This window comes from Hymenobacter sp. BT18 (genome assembly GCF_012273015.1).
Classification (GTDB): domain Bacteria; phylum Bacteroidota; class Bacteroidia; order Cytophagales; family Hymenobacteraceae; genus Hymenobacter; species Hymenobacter lutimineralis.
The window spans coordinates 104,210-119,736 of record NZ_CP050954.1 but is presented as its reverse complement, the minus strand read 5'-3'; the positions used below and the strand labels follow the sequence as shown (position 1 = coordinate 119,736).

Genomic DNA, 15,527 nt, shown 5'->3' with positions numbered 1-15,527 from the left:
GCGGCGGCCCTCTGCCGCACTTGCGAAACCATGGCCTGAAACCACGAAGCAATCCAAGGCCTTACTTCAATAAAAAATATTTATACAATCTTTTATGATAGCAAAACTATTATTATCAAAAGTGTTTATAAGTTTGCACCGCTAACCAGAGCCGGGCCTTGCCGGCAGAACCCTAACCCCTTCTTTGTGTATGCAGCTTAAAGTACCCATCACCGTAGCGACCGGCGACGGAATCGGCCCGGAAATCATGACCCAGACCTTGCGGGTACTGGAAGCCGCGGGCGCTGCCCTGGAACCCGATTTTATTGAGGTAGGCGAGCAGGTATACCGCTCGGGCTACAGCTCCGGCATTCACCCGGCGGCCTGGGAGTCTTTGCGCCGCACCCGGGTGCTGCTCAAGGCACCCATCACCACGCCCCTGGGTGGGGGCTACAAAAGCCTGAACGTGACGCTGCGCAAAACGCTGGGGTTATACGCCAACGTGCGGCCCACCCGCAGCCTGTCTCCGGCCGTGGCTACGCGCCACCCCAAGCTGGACGTGGTCATCATCCGGGAAAACGAAGAAGACCTGTACGCCGGCATCGAGCACCAGCAAACGCCCGACGTGGTGCAGTGCCTGAAGCTGGTCAGCCGGCCGGGGTGCGAGAAAATTGTGCGCTACGCCTTTGCGTACTGCCGCCAGCACGGGCGCCGCAAGCTCACGTGCATGACCAAGGACAACATCATGAAGCTCACCGATGGGCTGTTTCACCGGGTGTTTCAGGAAGTTGGCCAGGAGTACCCCGATATTGAGCAGGAGCACCAGATCATCGACATTGGCACGGCCCGCCTGGCCGACACGCCCGAGCGCTACGACGTGGTGGTGACCCTGAACCTGTACGGCGACATCATTTCCGACGTGGTAGCCCAGATAGCCGGCTCGGTGGGCCTGGCTGGCTCGGCCAACATCGGCGACCAGGGCGCCTTGTTTGAAGCCATTCACGGCTCGGCCCCGGACATTGCGGGCCAGAACGTAGCCAACCCCTCGGGCCTGCTGCAGGCCGCCGTGCTCATGCTGGTGCACCTGGGCCAGACGGAGGCCGCCGCCCGGGTGCACAACGCCTGGCTGTGCGCCCTGGAAGACGGCTGCCACACGGCCGATATCTACCACCCCGAAACCAGCCGCGCCCGGCTGAGTACCTCCGAGTTTGCGGATGCCGTGATTGAGCGCCTGGGCCGGGAGCCGCGCCAGTTGCGGCCTTTCCAGGCCGGCGCGCCCCGGGCCCAAACCGCCATAGCCCCCGCAGCGGCAGCGCCCCGCCCCCCGGTTGTGCAGCAGCTGGTGGGTGTGGATGTGTTCCTGCGCTGGGACGGCAAGCAGCCCGACGAGCTGGGCCGGAAGCTGGAAGCTATTACCGGCCGCCGGATGCAGCTTAAGCTCATTACCAACCGCGGCGTGAAGGTATACCCCGATGGCTACCCCGAAACCTTTTGCACGGACCACTGGCGCTGCCGCTTTGTGGCCGCCGATGCGCTGATCAGCAGCCCGCAGCCGGAATTTACGCCCGTGCCCTTCCTGGATGTCCTGTTCCTGCTGCACCGCCTGGTTGATTTTGGCTTCTACCTCATCAAGACCGAGCACTTGTATTTGCTGGATGGGCAACGGGCGTTTTCCCTTGGCCAGGGTGAATAACCGGGCCCGAAAAAGCAGGAGTACTATCTTTGAGCGCAGTAATACGTTCACGAAAAATCATTTTTCCCGCCACGTACTCCTGCCGAGCTTATTCTGCACGCCATGCTTCGCATCGACCTCAACGAAAATCTTTACCTGCGCGACCCGCAGGACACCGACCTGGGCCGCCGCCTGGTGGCCGAGAGCGTCCGGCTGATTGACGAAATCGGGTTTGAGCAGTTTACGTTTAAAAAGCTGGCCCAGCGCATCGAGTCCACGGAGGCCTCCTTGTACCGCTACTTTGAAAACAAGCACAAACTGTTGGTGTACCTGGTAAGCTGGCACTGGGCCTGGCTGCGCTACCAGATTCGGTTTCATACCCACAACGTGGCGGACGCCCGCCAGCGGCTGCGCCTGATCCTGGGCATTCTCACCCAGGCCCACCAGGACGACCCCGCTACTACCCAGCTCGATGAGGCCGCCCTCTACCGCATCGTGGTGAGCGAAGCCTCCAAGGCCTACCTAACCAAAGAAGTAGATGAGGATAACAAGGCCGGCCTGTTTCAGGAATACAAGCGCCTGGCGGCGGGCATCACCGAGGTAGTGCGCGAGATTAATCCGGCCTATGCCTACCCCCACGCCCTGGTGAGCACCTTGCTCGAATCGGCCCGCAAGCAGCACTTCTTCGCCCAGCACCTGCCCTCCCTTACCGACGCGGCCCCCCCGGCGGCGGAAAACAAATCCATCCACGACTTTCTTACACGCTTGGCTTTTGCCGCCCTGGGCTAAAGGCCAGCCGCTAGCCCTCTACGCAAAAGACAAGCGGCCCCACTAAAAAACGCGGGCCGCACATTACCCACTTTCAAACGGTTTACTTCCATGGCGGATTCGCACGCCTCTTCGCTTACCCCCGGCCAGCGCCTGTGGCGCCTGCTTGCCTCGGAGCGGCGCGACATTGCCTACCTCTACGTATATGCGGCCCTGACCGGGCTCATCAGCCTGTCGCTGCCCCTGGGCGTGCAGTCGGTAATTGGCTTTGTGAGCAGCGGGGCCGTCAGTACTTCGCTGGTGGTGCTTATTGCCTTTATTGTGCTGGGCACCCTCCTGGTAGGCGGCCTGCAGGTGATGCAGGTGTACCTGGTAGAGTTTATCCAGCAACGCCTGTTTGCGCGCCTGAGTCTGGACTTTGCCCTGCGCCTGCCTCGCGTGCGCAGCGAGGCCCTCAACGGCCAGTACCTGCCCGAGCTGATGAACCGCCTGCTGGACGTGCCCACCCTGCAAAAAGGGCTAGCTACCATTCTGGTGGAGTTTTCGGCCGCCGCCCTGCAAATCCTCTTTGGCCTGCTGCTGCTGTCCTTCTATCACCCCATCTTTATTGCTTTCGGGGTGCTGCTGGTAGCCCTGCTGGCGCTGATGATCCGGGTAACCGGACCCCAGGGGCTGAGCACCAGCCTGCTCGAATCCAAGTATAAATACCGCGTGGTGGCCTGGCTGGAAGATGTAGCCCGCACGGTGCAGACGTTCCGCCACCCGCCCCGGCAGGAGCTGCCCCTGGAACGCACCGATGCCCTCGTGGAGGGGTATCTGGGGGCCCGCCAGAGCCACTTCCGGATTCTGCTGGTGCAGTACTGGGGCTTCGTCACCTTCAAAACGCTTATCACGGCCGCCCTGCTCATCATTGGCTGCTGGCTGCTGATCAACCGCCAGTTGAACATCGGCCAGTTTGTGGCGGCCGAAATCATCATCATTCTCACCATTTCGGCGGTGGAAAAGGTGTTGCTCAAGCTCGACGTTGTCTACGATGCGCTGACTTCCCTGGACAAAATTGGCCACGTGCTGGACTTACCCTTGGTGACGGCCGGGGGCACCACTACCCTGCCGCTGCCGGCCGGCCGTAGCGGGCTGCGCGCCGAGTTGCGCCAGCTCAGCTATACTTATCCCGGCGGCGCGCGCGCGCCCCTCGACCAGCTCACCCTCAGCATCGGCGCCGGGGAGCACCTGGGACTGGCGGGCTACGATGGCTCGGGCAAAACCACCCTGCTGCGTATTCTGGCCGGACTCCTGACGGGCTACACCGGTGTGGTGGCCTACGATGGCATTGCCCTGCAGGATGTGGAGCCCACCTCCCTGGGTGAGCATGTGGGCGACAACATTGCCCACCAGCATCTTTTCGACGGCACCGTGCTCGACAATCTTACCCTGGGTCAGGCCAGCGTTGGGGCCGAGGACGTGGCCTGGGCCCTGGAGCTGGTGGGGCTGCGCGACGACCTTTACGCCCGGCCGCTGGGCCTGAATACGCCCCTGGGTATCGGTACTCCCCTGGCAGAAAGCACCCGGCAGAAGCTGCTGCTGGCCCGGGCCCTGGTGCGCCGCCCCCGCCTGCTCCTGCTCGACACCTTCCTACCCGGCGTGGAGCCCGCCGAGCGGCTGCGCATCCTGCGCCGGGTACTGGCCCCCGACCAGGGCTGGACGGTGGTGGTAGCCTCCAACGACCGGCGCGTGCTGGCCTTGTGCCCGCGGTTGGCCGTGCTCCGGGCCGGACGCCTGGTAACCGATGGGTCTTTTGCCGAAGTATCCCAACAACCCGGTATGCAGGACCTGCTGGCGTAGATTTTCCTTGGTGTCTTTCCTGCTGGCAGCTGCTCCTGCATTTCCCGGGCAACCAGCCACGAACAACGAATACTTCCCTTCCCATGCCGTTTGCTGAACATCCATTGGCCGAATCCAACCCCCTGACCGGGCGCTTCCGCTCGTTTGCGCGGGTGCAGACGCCTACCACCGGCCGTACCCTGGCCCGGTGGGCGGCCGCGCTGGGGCTGCTGGCCCTGGCGGCGGGCTTCCTGCCCTGGACGCAGAACATCCGCTCTACCGGTACCCTCACCACCCTGCGCCCCCAGGACCGCCCCCAGACCGTGCCCAGCACCATTGCCGGCCGCATTGACCGCTGGCGGGTGCGCGAGGGGCAGCACGTACGCCGGGGCGACACCCTGGTAGACCTGGTAGAAGTCAAGGAAAAGTACTTCGACCCCCAGCTGGTGCAGCGCACCCGTGAGCAGCTGGAAGCCAAAATCGCCTCGCTCAGCGAAAACAAAGCCAAGAACGCGGCCCTCACCGACCAGCAGGTAGCCCTGCGTGCGGGCCTGCAGGTGAGCTTAAGCAAAGCCCGTAACTACGTAGAGCAGAGCCGCCTCAAAGTAAATTCCGACGAGGCCGACCTGGTGGCCGTGCGCAACGACTACACCATTGCCCAGCGCCAGCAGCAGCGGCAGGAAGAGCTCTACAAGCAGGGCCTGAAGTCCCTGACGGAGCTGGAGCAGCGCCGCCTCAAGTTTCAGGAAGCCACGGCCAAGCTGCAGTCCGCCGAAAACAAGCTGGAAGCCAGCCGCCAGGCCCTGCGCAACGCCCAGTTGGAGCTGGCTTCCCTCTCGGCCGAGTACCAGGACAAGCTGGCCAAGTCGGAGTCGGACCGCCGCTCCGTGACGACTTACCAGTTCGATACTGAGGGCCAGATTGCCAAGATGCGCAACGAACTGGCCAACCTCAGCATCCGCTCGGGCTACTACCAGATTACGGCCCCCCAGGATGGCTACGTGGTCCGGGCCCTGAAAGAGGGCCTGGGTGAAATCGTGAAGGAAGGCGAGCCTATCGTTACGGTAATGCCCGATGCTCCGGCCCTGGCCGCCGAGCTGTACGTGCAGCCCATGGACATTCCCCTGCTGAGCGTGGGCCGCAAGGTACGGCTGCAGTTCGACGGCTGGCCGGCCCTGGTATTCAGTGGCTGGCCCGGCACCAGCTTCGGCACATTCGGCGGCGTGGTGGCCGTCATCGACAACATCGACTCCCAGGGCCAGTACCGGGTGCTGGTCACCCCAGACCCCGACCAGGAACCTTGGCCCAAGCCTTTGCGCGTAGGCAGCGGGGTGTACGGCTGGGCCCTGCTCGACGATGTGCCCATCTGGTACGAGCTGTGGCGGCAGGTGAATGGCTTCCCGCCCGACTTTGTGGGCGCCCCCGCTGGGAAGGACGGGAAAGAAGGCAAAGCCGGCAAGAAGGAGAAGAAAGCCGAGGCCTCGGCCGAAGAAGAAGCTAAATGAAGCAGCTGCGCACTTTTGCCCTGGCCGCGGGCCTGCTCCTGACTGCTGGCCTAGAAGGCGCGGAAGCGCAAGCCGCGCGTCCCGCCAACCGGCCGGCCGGCCGCCTTCCGGCCCCGCCCCCGTTGGTGGCCCGGCCCGTGGACCTGCCCGACTCCAGCCGCGTGTTTGGCCTCAGCGACCTGCTCGCCTACGTCACGCTGCGCCACCCCGTGGCCCGGCAGGCGGGGCTGCTGCCCGAGCGGGCCCTGCAGGAGGTACGCTTTGCCCGCGGGCAGTTCGACCCGGCTGCGACCAGCAAATACTACGGCAAAACCCTGGGCGGCAAGGAATACTTCCACGACTGGGATTCCCAGTTGCGGGTACCGCTCTGGTTTGGGGCCGACGTGAAAGCGGGCTTTGAGCGCGGCACCGGCACCTACATCAACCCCGAAAACTACACGGCTCCGGCCGGCCTAAGCTACCTGGGCATTTCGGTGCCGCTGGCCCAGGGCCTGCTGGTAGATGAGCGCCGGGCCGCTGTGCGCCAGGCCCAGGCCCTGCAGGGCTTGGCCGAAGCCCAGCGCCGCGGAGCCCTCAACAAGCTGCTGCTGCAAGCCGCCAAGGACTACTGGGACTGGACGCTGAGCTACCAGCGCCGGGAATTGCTGCGCCAGAATACGGAGCTGGCCGATGTACGCCTGCGGGCCATCCGGGAGCGGGTGCGCCTCGGCGACCTGGCCGCCATCGACTCGGTGGAGGCCCTGACCGAGCTGCAAAACCGGCAGGCGGCCCTGGTGCAGGCCCAGGTGCAGTGGCAGAACGCCACCCTGCAGCTGAGCACCTACCTCTGGGACGAGCAGCAGCAGCCCCGGGACCTGCCCGCCGACGTACGGCCCCAGCCCCTGGTAGACCCCGCCGGCTGGCGCCCCCTCCCCACCGACTCGCTAACCCTGCTCGCGGAGCAAGCCCAGCAGGTGCACCCCGAGCTGCAGAAAAGCCGGGCCAAGCTCCTCCAATTGGGCGTGGAGCGCCGTCTGCTGGCCAATAAGCTGCTGCCCAAGCTCAACGTCGATTACAACCTGCTGCAGGCGGGCACCCCCTTCAGCCCCGAAACCGGAGCCCAGCTCAGCGGCAGCTACCTGCAAAACAACTACAAGCTGGGAGTGAGCTTTGCCTACCCCGTGCTGCTGCGCCAGGAGCGCGCCAAGCTCCAGCTCAACCGCCTGAAGCTGCGCGAAACCGAACTGGAGCTGCAGCAAGGCACCCGCGACATCCAGGCCGGGCTGCGCACGGCGGCCAACGACTGGGAAGCCCTGCGCCAGCAGCTGGCCTTACAGGCCCAGGTGGTGCAGAACGCCGAACAGCTGCGCCGGGGTGAGCAAACCCGCTTCGAAAACGGGGAAAGCTCGGTGTTCCTGCTCAACACCCGCGAAGCCAGCCTGGTGAGTGCCCGCCTGAAACTGGCGGAGCTCCAGGCCAAATACGCCCAAACCCAGGCAACCCTCCGCTGGGCGGCCGGCGGCCCCACGCAGTAACCGCCCGCACCCAGGCGCAAGCCTCGCCTATTCCTACCCTTTACGTAGCGCTACCCAGCCCGGCCAGAACCCTGTTTCTGGCCGGGCCGGGAAAGCCATGTCCTGCCCACATCCTTCTACCTCTTCTTACCCCGGCTACATGGATACACACGTACTCCTTTCCAACCTTACTAACCCTACGCTGCTGTTTTTTGTGCTGGGCATTCTGGCCACGGTGGTGAAAAGCGACCTGGAAATTCCGCCGGCCTCTATCAAGTTCATTTCCCTGTACCTGCTCTTCTCTATTGGCTTTAAGGGCGGGCAGGAGCTGGCTCACAGCGCCTTCACGCCGGAAATACTGTACTCCCTGGGGTTTGGCCTGCTGGTGGCGGCCCTGATTCCGCTTTACACGTTTTTCGTGCTGAAGCGCCGGCTCAGCGTTGCCGATGCCGGCGCCGTAGCGGCGGCCTACGGCTCGGTAAGTGCCGTCACGTTTGTGTCGGCGGTGTCGTTTCTGGAAATGCAGCAACGGCACTTCAGCGGGCACATGGTGGCCGTGATGGCGCTGATGGAAGCTCCGGCCATCATTGTAGGGGTGATTCTAATGCAACGGTACGAGGCGGACTCCGAGGAAAGCCGCCCCAGCCTGGGCGCCATCGTGCAGCATTCCTTCACCAATGGCAGCGTGCTGATGGTGCTGGGCAGCCTTATCATTGGCCTGATTGCCGACACCAAGCAGGCGGAAGGCATCAAGCCCTTCACCACCGATATCTTTAAGGGCTTCCTGGCCATCTTCCTACTCGAAATGGGCATGGTCACGGCCCGGCGCTTTGCTGCCTTTCGCCACTATGGCCGCTTCGTCACGGCCTTTGCCTTGCTGGTGCCCCTGCTCAATGGCTGCCTGGTAGCTGCTCTCAGCCACTTGGTTACCGATAGCGAGGGTAACCGCTTCATCTTCGCCATTCTGGCGGCCAGTGCCTCCTACATTGCCGTGCCCGCCGCCATGCGCCTGGCCGCGCCCAAAGCCGACCCGGGCCTGTATCTGCCCATGGCCTTGGGCGTCACCTTCCCCTTCAACATTACTGTGGGCATGCCGCTCTACTTCGCCATCGTGCAGCACTTTTAATTAGGTGCCTGAGGTATGCCTGGGGCAACCGCAGCCCAACTCTAAGCTCATTTAGCTCGGGTAGCTACAGAAGCAGCCATCCAATATAAAGGCATCCTACTCCCAACACCAACAGGAACGCTAAGCGCCGCGCTTTATCCTGCTGCACAAGCTTTTTTGTGTGGGCAGCTGCCGATGATGCTGGAAGGAAGTAACCGCGCCAAGCGTTATCGGGTTCTGAAAGCACCCATACCTCCCGGCACACTGAGCATGAGTAACAAACTGTGAAGGCGGCTGGGGTCTTATCCGAAAAGGGCAGCAATTCCAACGGCTTGCAAAGCAGTTGTTGGGTAAATTCCTCATAAGCCTCCAAAGATGCGAAACTGGGAACGTCAGCCAGGAAGCAGTTAGGGCACATACCTTTTCATTTGAAGTATAAGCAGATTGGCTAAGCGCCACACCGTGTACTAGACAAGAACATCAACGCTCAACTTCCTGAAGCCAGCCCCGGCCGGATAGGCAGCCAGATTTCTTCTTCTGAGGTCGGGTCAGCATTGCGGTAGCCGGGGCCCAGCACTTCCAGGTGGGGCCGGTCGTCCAGCACGAACCCGGACGCCGGCAGCCACTCCAGCAGAATGTAGGCAAACACGCGCGTATCCAGGCTCGACCCGCGGTAGTCGAACACGGCGTACTGGCCCGCGGGTATGGTCAGCGGGGCCATTCCGACGGGCACCGGCGTAGCGTCCGCCACGGCCACCGCGGCCCATTTACAGAATACGGCGTGCGGGTCGTAGGCAGCGAAATAGCCGGCGGGGTACTGCGTCACCGAAAACAGGTCGGGGCTGGTGGGCGACGCCACCTCACGTCGGCGCGGCATAAACGTGCGCCAGAGCAGCGCCGTCTGGTCTTCAGCCCGCGACATCAGCTGGCTAAAGCCCAGCAGCCGACGGGCCGGGGCTTCGATAATTCGGGGCTGCAGGGCGGGAAAATCGAGCATGCGTGGCAGGCTAGTTGGCCTGGATTTAGAAGTTGGGGCCTGAAGTTAACCGTTCCACTTTGGCCTGGATGCGCTAAGGGTCTTTTACTAGGTGTACTGTTCCAAACCGTCCAGTTAGCATTAGGGCGAAACTTTTACCCGAGGGCCAGGACACCAACTGGCCTGAAACGCTTCTACATAGCGCAGGAAGCCGAAGACTCCTGGCCCGCATAGGCGAACGACGCCCGGTCACCCCAACGAAAATTCTTGCCTGACATGCGTAAAGGATCCGTAACAATGCCGTAGCTTTGCAGCATGCTTCAACCAAAAAACTTGTTGATGAAGCGTGGGAACCTGCTCGGCGGGGAACCGCGAGTAGACCGGAAGGTCTTCGCAACCGTCGGTTTTCCCGATTTTGCCTCTGGTATTTCTGTTATTTTTTCTGGGTATTGCCCCGCCGCCGTTTCGGATTCCGAAACGGTTTTTTTATGTCCCTTGAGTTCGTTGGCTGCTACCCCGCTGCCGATTCATACTGCCTAACTCAATTGCCAATCCCAACCCTCCACCACCCATGGCCCCCAACCCTCTCTTCCTTATCCGTGGCTGCTGTCATCAGCACCTCGGCCTGCACCGGCAGCCAGTTTCTCCGTCTTGGGTTGCGGAAGCTTAAGGCATCCTACCGTCCGTTTTAGTTAGACGCCCATCTTTTCCTCGACTCCGGTATGGCACGTAAAGACCTGCTCGACATTGCATCCCTTCACCGTGAGGAAATCGAGTTCCTACTCGACCAATCCACCTCCTTTAAAAAACTCTTCACCCACTCGGTGAAGAAAATTCCTGCCCTCGAGGGTAAATCCGTGCTCATGCTGTTCTACGAGGCCAGCACCCGCACGCACTCCTCCTTCGAGGTCGCGGCCAAACGCCTCTCGGCGGAGGTAACCAATTTCGACGTGGCCCACTCCTCCATCACGAAGGGCGAGTCGGTGCGCGAGACGATTGAGACGCTCCAGGCCATGCGCACCGACTACATCGTTGTGCGCCACAGCCACCCCGGCCTGCCCGGTATGATTGCCCGCCAAACCACAGCGTCGGTTATCAATGCCGGCGACGGGGCGCACGAGCACCCCACCCAGGCCCTGCTGGACGCTTTCACCATCAAGGAAAAATTCCCCGACCCCCGGGGCAAAAGAGTCCTCATCATCGGGGATATCCTTCACTCCCGCGTCGCGCGCTCTACCAGCACCCTGCTGCAAAAGCTGGGCATTGAAGTGGCGTACCTCGGCCCGGGCTCTTTGGTGCCTAAGTACGCCCCGGAAAGCATCCGCCGCTTTACCGACTACGAGGCGGCCATGGCCTGGGCGCCCGATGTGGTGTACCTGCTCCGCGTGCAGATGGAGCGCCAGGACGTGCAGTTTTTCCCCAGCGTCCGCGAATACCACCGGGTCTACGGCATCACCACCGCCCGGCTGGCAGAAATCCGCGACCGGGGCCTCTATATCATGCACCCCGGCCCCGTGAACCGGGGAGTCGAATTGTGCGACGCCGTCATGGACTACGAGCGCAGCCTCATCACCAACCAGGTTGAAAACGGCATCTCCATCCGCATGGCCGTGCTCGACTGGCTGACGCCCGGCGGGGAATTCCCGAAGCAGGAAGCTTATACCGCGCGGCAACAGGCCAGCTCGACGGTGATTATGCCCTAACTGCCCGACGCAACGGCTGGCCCTGCTCTTTTTCTTTCATCTCCCATAACCCTGACCGGGTTACAGCACTTATCCCACCATGCTTCTCCTTCAAAATACCCGCATCGCCTCCGAAAACTCACCCAAACTGCTCGAGGGCGATGTCCTGATTGTCGAAGGAAAAATTCAGGAAATCGGCACCAACCTACCTGTTCCCAAGGGTGCCCGCGTTATTGACGCCCGCGGCCGGGTGCTGATGCCGGCCATGTTTGATGCCCACGTCCACTTCCGCGCCCCCGGGTTTGAAAACAAGGAAACTATTACCACGGGCAGCGAAGCGGCCATCAATGGCGGTGTGACCGGCGTGGTGATGATGCCCAACACCCGCCCAGCCCTCGACTCGGCAAGCGCGGTAGCTACCGTGCTCGAAAATGCCAAGCACCGGTCCCGCATTCCGGTGTACACCTCCGGTTGCGTTACCAAAAACCGCGAGGGCAAGGAGCTGGCGGAAATTGAGGGGATGCACCGCCTCGGCGTGATCATGCTCACCGACGACGGGGATACCACCCGCGACCCGGCCGTACTGTTTCGGGCGATGCAGTATGCCACCGAGTTTGGAATGTTCTTCGCCAGCCACTGCGAGGTACCGGAGCTGGCCGGGCCGCGCGCCCTCAACGAAGGGGTGATGAGCTACCGACTCGGCATCAAAGGCTCCCCGGCCTGCGCGGAGGAAATCATCATCGACCGCGACATCCGGCTGGCCCACGCGACGGGCGCCCACGTGCACATCCAGCACGTGTCCAGCAAGCTTGGCATGGAGACCATCCGGTGGTGGAAATCACGCGGCGATGTGAAGGTGACGGCGGAAGTGGCCCCGCACCACCTGCTGTTCACCGACGAGCACATCGGCGACTACGACACGAACTATAAGATGAACCCGCCGCTGCGGACGCAGGCCGATTGTGACGCCTTGCTCGAGGGACTCAAAGAAGGCGTCTTCGACCTCATTGCCACCGACCACGCCCCCCACACGCCCTTCGAAAAAGCCCAGGATTTCATCAGCGCCCCCAACGGCATTACCGGCCTGGATACGGCCCTGGTGTCGCTGTACCACTTCTTCGTGGAGCCCGGCAAATTTGGGTGGGACCTGGTGGTGAAGCGCTATTCGGCCGAGCCCCGCCGCCTGATGGGCCTGCCGGTGCCCACCATCGAAGTCGGCCAGCCAGCCGAGTGCGTCTTGTTCGATACCGAAGCGGAAACCACGTTCACGAAGGAATTCATGAAATCCAAGTCCCAGAATACGCCCTTCATCGACCAGACGCTGAAAGGCCGGGTAGACCTGGTGATTTTGGGGACAGAAATCCTGCTGGAGCGCGAACAGTTGGTTGAGCTGTCCGAAAAATAAACAGAACGCCTTACTACTAAGAACGTCATGCTGAGCGCAGTCGAAGCATCTCTACCACGAGAGTAAATCCCATCGATGGATTGCTGCTACAGTTGAGATGCTTGCCCAACAGCGACCTTCGGTTCGACTCCACTCCCCTTCGCACAGCATGACCACCAAAGAATTTTGATGAGTACTCTTTCCTCCTCCAATCCTAAGCCCCTGGTTGGGGTGGTCATGGGCTCCAGCAGCGACTGGAACACCATGCAGTACGCCGTGCAGATGCTCGCGCACTTTGGCGTGGCCCACGAAGCGCGCGTGGTGTCGGCCCACCGCATGCCAGACGACTTATTTGCCTACGCTGAACAAGCCGGCCCGCGTGGTTTGCAGGCCATCATTGCCGGTGCGGGCGGGGCCGCCCACCTGCCCGGTATGCTGGCCGCCAAAACCACGGTGCCCGTACTGGGCGTGCCAGTGGCCAGCCGCCATTTGCAGGGGGTAGATTCGCTGCACAGCATTGTGCAAATGCCCAAAGGGGTACCCGTAGCCACCTTTGCCATCGGCGACGCCGGGGCGGCTAATGCCGCCCTGTTCGCCGTCAGCCAGCTCGCTCTGCATGACCCGGACCTGGCTGCCAAGCTGCAAGTGTTTCGCGCCGAACAAACTGAAGCTGCTCGCGCTATGACCCTGCCCGTATGAACGAAGAAATTCACGTTGCAGCCATGACCCCAATTTTCCCAGGCAGCGAGGACGCCGCGGGCCAAAAGGCCACGCTGGGGGTGCTAGGGGGCGGTCAGCTGGGCCGAATGTTTGTGCATGCCGCCCAGCGCCTGGGCTACTTCACCGCCGTACTGGAGCCCGACGCGCAAAGCCCGGCCGGGCTGGTAAGCCACCACCACATCCAGACCGGCTACGACGACCCGGCCGGGCTGGCACAACTGGCCCAGCTGTGCCAGGCCATCACCACCGAGTTTGAAAACGTGCCAGCTCACACGCTGCAAACGCTGGCCCTGACCCGGCCCGTGGCGCCTGGCGCGACCGTGGTCGGCATTGCCCAAAACCGCATTGAGGAAAAAGCCCACTTCGCGGACTGCGCCGCTGTGTCGGGGGTGACTTGCGCGCCGTATGCCGTGATTGAAACCCCGGCCCAATTGCAGGCTGTGCAAGCCGAGCGGAAGGATTTGCTGCCCGGCATCCTGAAAACCGCGCGCATGGGCTATGACGGCAAAGGCCAGGTCCGCGTGAGGACAGCCGCTGAGCTGGAAGCCGCCTGGGCGGGGCTAGGCGGCGTGGCCTGCGTGCTGGAAAAGAGGCTGCCGCTCACCGCCGAATGTTCGGTGCTGGTGGCGCGCGGCTGGGACGGGCAAGTGGTCAGCTACGCCCCGCAGCGCAACGTGCACGTCGATGGTATTCTGGCCGTGACCCACGCCTACGAAGGCAGTCTGCCGCCCGCCCTGGCAACCCGGGCCCGCGACGCGGCCGTCTCCATCGCGCAGCATCTCGGCTACGTGGGGGTGCTGTGCGTCGAGTTTTTTGTGGTGGAAGACGGCAGCGAGCATGGCGGCCTGGTGGTCAACGAAATGGCCCCGCGCCCGCACAACAGCGGCCACTATACCCTGGACGCCTGCGACGCGTCGCAGTTTGACCTGCAGGTGCATGCCATGGCGGGCTTACCTCTGCCGGAGCCGCGCCAGCATTCTCCGGCCATCATGCTTAACCTGCTGGGCGATGTCTGGTTCGACACCAACGGTCAGCCACACGAGCCGGATTGGGCCGCCGTACTGAGTTTGCCAGGTACCCACCTGCACTTGTACGGTAAGTTGCAGGCGCGCACCGGCCGCAAGATGGGCCACCTGACCATCACCGGCCCGGATGTCGCCAGTGTTAAAACCGTGGCGCGCCGCGCCGCTGATTTGCTCGGCTTGCCAGGTTTGGACGCCATCTAGAGGCTATTTATCATTTCCAGTCGTGCCGCCTTGGCTCCCTTCCCTACCGGAGACGGGGGCTGAGTGAGGCCAACCAACAGAACATGACCCACACAGTAAAACTGATTCTGGAAGACGGCACCGAACTCGAAGGCGAGTCCTTCGGCGCGTATACCTCCGCGGCCGGGGAGGTGGTCTTCAGCACGGCCATGACGGGCTACCCTGAGAACCTGACCGATCCGTCCTTTGCCGGGCAGATCCTGGTGCTGACCTACCCGATGGTGGGCAACTACGGCGTGCCGGGCGAGGAACTCTACGAGTCCATTTCCCGCATCTTCGAGTCGGACAAGGTGCACGTGGCCGGCCTGGTGGTCAACTACTACTCCCAGGAGCACAGCCACTGGCACGCGGCCAAGAGCCTGGGCGACTGGCTCAAGGAGTACAACATCCCCGGCATCTGCGGGGTGGACACGCGCCTTTTGACCAAGAAGCTGCGCGAGAAGGGCGCCCTGCTGGGCAAGATTGTGGCCGAGGAAGATATTCCGATGCACGACCCGAACCTGGAGAACCTGGTGGCGCAGGTCAGCCCCGCGGGCGTGCAGCACTACGGCCACGGCCAGCACAAGATCGTGCTGGTGGACTGCGGCACCAAGACCAACATTATCCGCTGCTTCCTGGAGCGCGACGTGGAACTGATCCGCGTGCCCTGGGACTACGACTTCACCCAGCTCGACTACGACGGCCTGTTTCTCTCGAACGGCCCCGGCGACCCGAAGATGTGCCAGGCCACCATCGGGCACCTGCAGAAAGCCCTGCACCAGGACAAGCCCATCTTCGGCATCTGCCTGGGCTCCCAGCTCATGGGCCTGGCCGCGGGCGGCGACACGTTCAAGCTCAAGTACGGGCACCGCAGCCACAACCAGCCGGTCAAGCTCACGGGCACCCAGCGCAGCTACATCACCAGCCAGAACCACGGCTATGCGGTGGACCCCACCACGCTGCCGAGCGAGTGGACCATGCTGTTTGAGAACCTGAACGACGGCACCTGCGAAGGCATCCAGCACCAGACCAAGCCCTTCTTCTCCACCCAGTTCCACCCCGAAGCCGCCGGCGGCCCCCAGGACACGGAGTTTCTCTTTGATGACTTTCTCAAAGCGGTGGCCGCGTACAAGGCCGCCCAGTAGCATCACCCGATACCCGACAGCGCTTTTTTAACA

Annotated in this window: 12 protein-coding genes; 11 read left to right on the top strand and 1 reads right to left on the bottom strand. The window is 62.6% G+C overall.

The genetic code is table 11. The features are described 5' to 3' along the window. Nucleotides 1–190 precede the first annotated feature (190 nt). The 6 genes from HER32_RS00530 to HER32_RS00505 all read left to right on the top strand — a co-directional run bounded on the left by HER32_RS00530 (nt 191) and on the right by HER32_RS00505 (nt 8,364). Complete coding sequence (locus tag HER32_RS00530) at nt 191–1,672, top strand: NADP-dependent isocitrate dehydrogenase (protein ID WP_168679655.1); 1,482 nt, start codon at nt 191–193, stop codon at nt 1,670–1,672. Nucleotides 1,673–1,774: 102 nt separating this feature from the next. Then, nucleotides 1,775–2,440 (top strand): TetR/AcrR family transcriptional regulator, encoded by a 666-nt coding sequence (locus HER32_RS00525; RefSeq protein ID WP_168679653.1) that lies wholly within the window; start codon nt 1,775–1,777, stop codon nt 2,438–2,440. Between the two features lie 90 nt (nt 2,441–2,530). Continuing rightward, nucleotides 2,531–4,261 carry a peptidase domain-containing ABC transporter gene (locus HER32_RS00520; RefSeq protein WP_168679651.1) on the top strand — a complete coding sequence of 577 codons (1,731 nt, stop codon included), beginning with the start codon at nt 2,531–2,533 and terminating at the stop codon, nt 4,259–4,261. 83 nt (nt 4,262–4,344) lie between these two features. Further along, complete coding sequence (locus tag HER32_RS00515) at nt 4,345–5,745, top strand: HlyD family secretion protein (protein ID WP_149071404.1); 1,401 nt, start codon at nt 4,345–4,347, stop codon at nt 5,743–5,745. Next, complete coding sequence (locus HER32_RS00510) at nt 5,742–7,259, top strand: TolC family protein (protein WP_168679641.1); 1,518 nt, start codon at nt 5,742–5,744, stop codon at nt 7,257–7,259. The genes HER32_RS00515 and HER32_RS00510 overlap by 4 nt, the downstream gene beginning before the upstream one ends. Nucleotides 7,260–7,398: 139 nt before the next feature. Further along, on the top strand, nt 7,399–8,364 hold the full coding sequence (locus tag HER32_RS00505; protein WP_168679639.1) for a sodium-dependent bicarbonate transport family permease: 966 nt from the start codon (nt 7,399–7,401) through the stop codon (nt 8,362–8,364). Nucleotides 8,365–8,830: 466 nt separating this feature from the next. On the opposite strand, the gene HER32_RS00500 is transcribed toward HER32_RS00505, so the two are convergent. Continuing rightward, nucleotides 8,831–9,340: a GyrI-like domain-containing protein gene (locus tag HER32_RS00500; RefSeq protein WP_232066328.1), complete on the bottom strand. Its 510-nt coding sequence runs from the start codon at nt 9,338–9,340 to the stop codon at nt 8,831–8,833. Between the two features lie 701 nt (nt 9,341–10,041). On the opposite strand from HER32_RS00500, the gene HER32_RS00495 reads away from it, so the two are divergent. The 5 genes from HER32_RS00495 (at nt 10,042) to carA (ending at nt 15,494) form a co-directional block, all read left to right on the top strand. Then, nucleotides 10,042–11,022: an aspartate carbamoyltransferase catalytic subunit gene (locus tag HER32_RS00495; RefSeq protein WP_168679636.1), complete on the top strand. Its 981-nt coding sequence runs from the start codon at nt 10,042–10,044 to the stop codon at nt 11,020–11,022. Between the two features lie 79 nt (nt 11,023–11,101). Further along, the gene (locus HER32_RS00490) at nt 11,102–12,406 is read left to right on the top strand and encodes a dihydroorotase (RefSeq protein ID WP_168679634.1); all 1,305 of its coding nucleotides are present in this window, start codon (nt 11,102–11,104) and stop codon (nt 12,404–12,406) included. Nucleotides 12,407–12,574: 168 nt separating this feature from the next. After that, nucleotides 12,575–13,084, top strand: coding sequence for a 5-(carboxyamino)imidazole ribonucleotide mutase (purE, locus tag HER32_RS00485; RefSeq protein ID WP_168679632.1), 510 nt, complete (start codon nt 12,575–12,577; stop codon nt 13,082–13,084). A gap of 23 nt (nt 13,085–13,107) precedes the next feature. After that, nucleotides 13,108–14,331, top strand: coding sequence for a 5-(carboxyamino)imidazole ribonucleotide synthase (locus HER32_RS00480; RefSeq protein WP_168683171.1), 1,224 nt, complete (start codon nt 13,108–13,110; stop codon nt 14,329–14,331). Nucleotides 14,332–14,414: 83 nt separating this feature from the next. Next, entirely contained in the window at nt 14,415–15,494 is a 1,080-nt protein-coding gene (gene carA, locus HER32_RS00475; RefSeq protein WP_168679630.1) for a glutamine-hydrolyzing carbamoyl-phosphate synthase small subunit, read from the top strand. Nucleotides 15,495–15,527 lie beyond the last annotated feature (33 nt).